4 protein-coding genes and 1 pseudogene are annotated in these 3,852 nt (G+C 45.7%); all 5 read left to right on the plus strand.

What is annotated here, in order from left to right; all coding sequences use genetic code 11:
* Positions 1-140: 140 nt before the first annotated feature.
* A pseudogene (locus NG833_RS21970) lies at positions 141-254 on the plus strand (2-amino-4-hydroxy-6-hydroxymethyldihydropteridine diphosphokinase); the annotation flags it as partial.
* A 122-nt stretch (positions 255-376) separates the two neighbouring features.
* On the plus strand, positions 377-577 hold the full coding sequence (locus NG833_RS21975) for a heavy-metal-associated domain-containing protein (RefSeq protein ID WP_254567414.1): 201 nt from the start codon (positions 377-379) through the stop codon (positions 575-577).
* Positions 578-753: 176 nt separating this feature from the next.
* Entirely contained in the window at positions 754-1,305 is a 552-nt protein-coding gene (locus NG833_RS21980) for an NUDIX hydrolase (RefSeq protein WP_254567415.1), read from the plus strand.
* A gap of 62 nt (positions 1,306-1,367) precedes the next feature.
* Positions 1,368-2,219 (plus strand): ADP-ribosylglycohydrolase family protein, encoded by an 852-nt coding sequence (locus NG833_RS21985; protein WP_254567416.1) that lies wholly within the window; start codon positions 1,368-1,370, stop codon positions 2,217-2,219.
* A gap of 26 nt (positions 2,220-2,245) precedes the next feature.
* Positions 2,246-3,682 carry an FAD-binding domain-containing protein gene (locus tag NG833_RS21990; RefSeq protein WP_254567417.1) on the plus strand — a complete coding sequence of 479 codons (1,437 nt, stop codon included), beginning with the start codon at positions 2,246-2,248 and terminating at the stop codon, positions 3,680-3,682.
* The last annotated feature ends 170 nt before the right edge of the window (positions 3,683-3,852 follow it).

Genomic DNA, 3,852 nt, shown 5'->3' on the forward strand with positions numbered 1-3,852 from the left:
TAGGGTGTTCCAACAAATAAATCATCCAAATCCCGATGGTTAAGCACCTAACTATATTAGCCCGCGCAGGCGGGCTTTGTCCGTGTAGCCCCACCCTTAAGGGTGCGGGTTTTTTGGGTATTTTATTTTTTGGAGTTCCCCTAGTGCCGTTAGCAGAAATCGCCCCAGACTGGGTAGATCCCGTATCTGGCGAGGCGATCGGTCAACTTCTGCAACGAATAGACACCAGGGGGGTACAAACCCTGTACAATTGATAAATCTATTCCATGAATCGAGGGGATCAGGAGTTAATTCCCACAAATCTGCCAGAGGGGAGATAGCAAAAATCAGCCTTTCCCATCACAATAGGAAGCAGTAAAGTAAACGAGGTTTAACAATGGCACTCAAACTAAAAGTTCCATCAATGGTCTGTGAAGGCTGTGCCGAAAAAGTGACCGGCGCAATTAAAACGGTTGATTCTGATGCTAAAGTTGATATTGATTTAGAAAGCAAAACGGTTACCCTAGATTCCGCCGCTTCCGAATCATCTTTCAAACAAGCTATCACCGCAGTCGGCTTTGAGGTAAAGCAAGACTAACCTCTGAATCCCCCAATTTAGGGTTGAGAATTTTCCCGAAAATCCGGTGCGTTACGGCTGTAGCTAAACGCACCGCCAGGGTGAGATTAAGTCCGCTAAAGTCTCCGGGGAATTGTCTTGAATTCCTCTGTCCCCTCGTTCCTCTGCACATTCAGCGATCGCCGTTTTAAATAACTATGGTATTCGGTCAAGAACCCCCCACCCTGATTAAACATCGTCTCTCCTATTCCGGTCGAAAATTTGGCTTTGATGTCAACCGTTTACGTCTTCCCAATGGTGCTGAAGGGGAATGGGAATGCATTCGACACCCAGGCGGCGCACTCTGCATCCCCATTACCGCAGATGGACGACTCGTTTTAGTAGAACAATATCGCTTTGCCGTCCAAGGACGATTATTAGAATTTCCCGCAGGAACCGTGGAACATGATGAAGACCCTTTTCAAACCATCCAACGGGAAATAGAAGAAGAAACCGGATACCGTGCCCATAAATGGCAAAGCTTAGGGAAGTTTTTCCTCGCACCGGGGTATTCTGATGAAGTCATTTATGCCTTTTTAGCCCAAGATTTAGAAAAATTAACCACGCCGCAACAATTGGATGACGATGAAGATATCCAAACCGTTTTAATGACGCCTCACGACTTGGAACTGGCTATTTTAAATGGAGAAGCCGTGGATTCTAAATCAATTTCCAGCTTTTTTCTAGCGCAGCGTCTTCTAAATTTTTAAGTAAACTATCGAACAGGACAGGGCATGATCCTGTCCTGTTCGGGAATTCAAAAAGTATAAAAATGCTCTTAGAATTAGCAGTGGGTGATGCTTACGGGGCGGGATTTGAATATGCCGATGAAATGATTCCGGAGAATACTTTAACCCACTATGTCCAACATCCTCGGCATCAAATTCATCCCGGCTGTTACACCGATGACACCCAAATGAGCTTGGCGATCGCCGAAACTTTAGTATCTGGAGAACCCTGGACAACCCTAGCAGTCGCCAATCGCTTTGTTACCGCCTTTAAACGCGATCCCCGGGAAGGATATGCCCAAAAATTTTATGACTTCTTGCTACAAGTCCAAGATGGAGCCGACTTTTTAGCTAAAATTAACGTTAGAAGTGATAAAAGTGGTGCCGCCATGGGTGCCGCCCCCCTTGGGATATTAGCCACACCAGAAGCCGTGATGGAAGCAACCACCTTACAAGCGGCGATTACTCATAATACCCCCGATGGCATTAATGCCGCTTGTGCTGCTGCTTTAATGGCTCATTATTTTATTTATAATCGAGGACCGAAACTCAATTTGGGTGAATTTATTGAAACATACATCCCCGGTTATCAATGGTCCCAACCCTGGCAAGGACCCGTGAAAACAACCGGATGGATTTGTGTAAAAGCCGCTTTAACTGCGATCGCCCGCAATCATTCCCTGAGTGGACTGCTGCAAGATTGCATCGCCTTTACCGGCGATGTGGATACCGTCGCGGCGATCGCCCTGGCTGCTGCCTCCTGTAGTCCAGAAATCACTCAGGACCTTCCCCAAACTCTCATCGATACCTTAGAAAATCAGACCTACGGAAAAGATTATATCATTGAATTAGACCAAAAATTAATGAGTTTAAAAGAAACTCAACACCCAAGTTAAATAATAGATAAAAACCAGGAAGATTCATGTCCGATTTAATTCTGTTTTGGCATCGCCGTGATTTAAGAATGACCGATAATATCGGATTGGCGACTGCCTTTGAAAAAAGCCGAAAACTCGTAGGAGTATTTTGCCTAGACCCCAATATTTTAAACGGCGCAGATATTGCACCCGCCCGGGTTAAATATATGCTCGGTTGTTTGGCTGAACTCCAGGAAAACTATGCTAAAATTGGGAGTCAATTGTTCATCCTGTTTGATGAACCTAGAGTTGCGATCGCCCAATTAGCAACTGCCTTACAAGCGCAATTTGTCTATTGGAATTTAGACATAGAACCTTATTCCCAGGACCGGGACCAAGCCGTTCGAGAAGCCCTAAAAGAACAGGGAATTGCAGTGGAAACATTTTGGGACCAGCTATTACATTTTCCTGGAGAGATTTGTAGTAATACCGGCAATCCCTACACCGTTTATACACCCTTTTGGAAAAACTGGATTCGCCAAACCAAAACAGAACCTGTGCCAGGATTAGAACAGGCTATATCTCTGAGTAAAGAAGAAGAAGAACGAGCCAAGAATGCGGGTGTCGTTGCATTACCGACCCTCAAAGATTTAGGATTGAGTTGGGATAATCCGCTGATGCTGGAACCCGGGGAAAGTGCTGCGCGATCGCAACTGGAAGAATTTAGCGATCGCACCATTTACGACTACGACGAACAACGGAATTTCCCCGCAGTTCCAGGAACTTCTCTATTAAGTGCCGCCCTCAAATTTGGGGCGATCGGCATTCGCACCGTCTGGAATGCCACCCTCCTCGCCGCTGAACAATGCCGGAGTGACGAAACCCGCAAAGGCGTCCAAACCTGGCAACAAGAACTCGCATGGCGCGAATTTTATCAACAGGCACTTTATCATTTTCCCGAACTCGCTACAGGACCTTATCGAGACACTTGGAAAGACTTTCCTTGGGAGAATAACGAAGAACTCTTTCAAGCTTGGTGTGAAGGACAAACCGGCTATCCCATCGTCGATGCTGCCATGCGCCAACTGAATGAAACTGGTTGGATGCACAACCGTTGTCGGATGATTGTCGCCAGTTTTCTCACCAAAGATTTGATTATAAATTGGCAGTGGGGAGAACAATATTTCATGCAAAAATTATATGATGGAGACCTCGCTGCCAACAATGGCGGTTGGCAATGGAGTGCCTCCAGTGGCATGGACCCTAAACCCCTACGAATTTTCAATCCCACAACTCAAACCCAGAAATTCGACCCCGAGGGAGACTACATTCGAGAGTGGGTACCCGAGTTGCGATCCATTGAGACAGAAGCCTTAATTTCAGGGAAAATTCTCCCATTAGAACGCAAATCCTATGGATATCCGGCACCGATTGTCAATCACAATGAGCAGCAGCGTCGATTTAAAGCCTTATATCAACAGCAAAAAGCCTTAACGGAGTAAAAGTTCGTAGTAACGACTTCAGTCGTTCTTAATGTTCGTAGTAACGACTTCAGTCGTTCTTAATGTTCGTAGTAACGACTTCAGTCGTTTCCAATGTTCGTAGTAACGACTTCAGTCGTTCTTAATGTTCGTAGTAACGACTTCAGTCGTTTCCAATGTTCGTAGTAACG

The organism is Oscillatoria sp. HE19RPO (assembly GCF_024220515.1).
Taxonomy (GTDB): Bacteria; Cyanobacteriota; Cyanobacteriia; order Cyanobacteriales; family Laspinemataceae; genus Laspinema.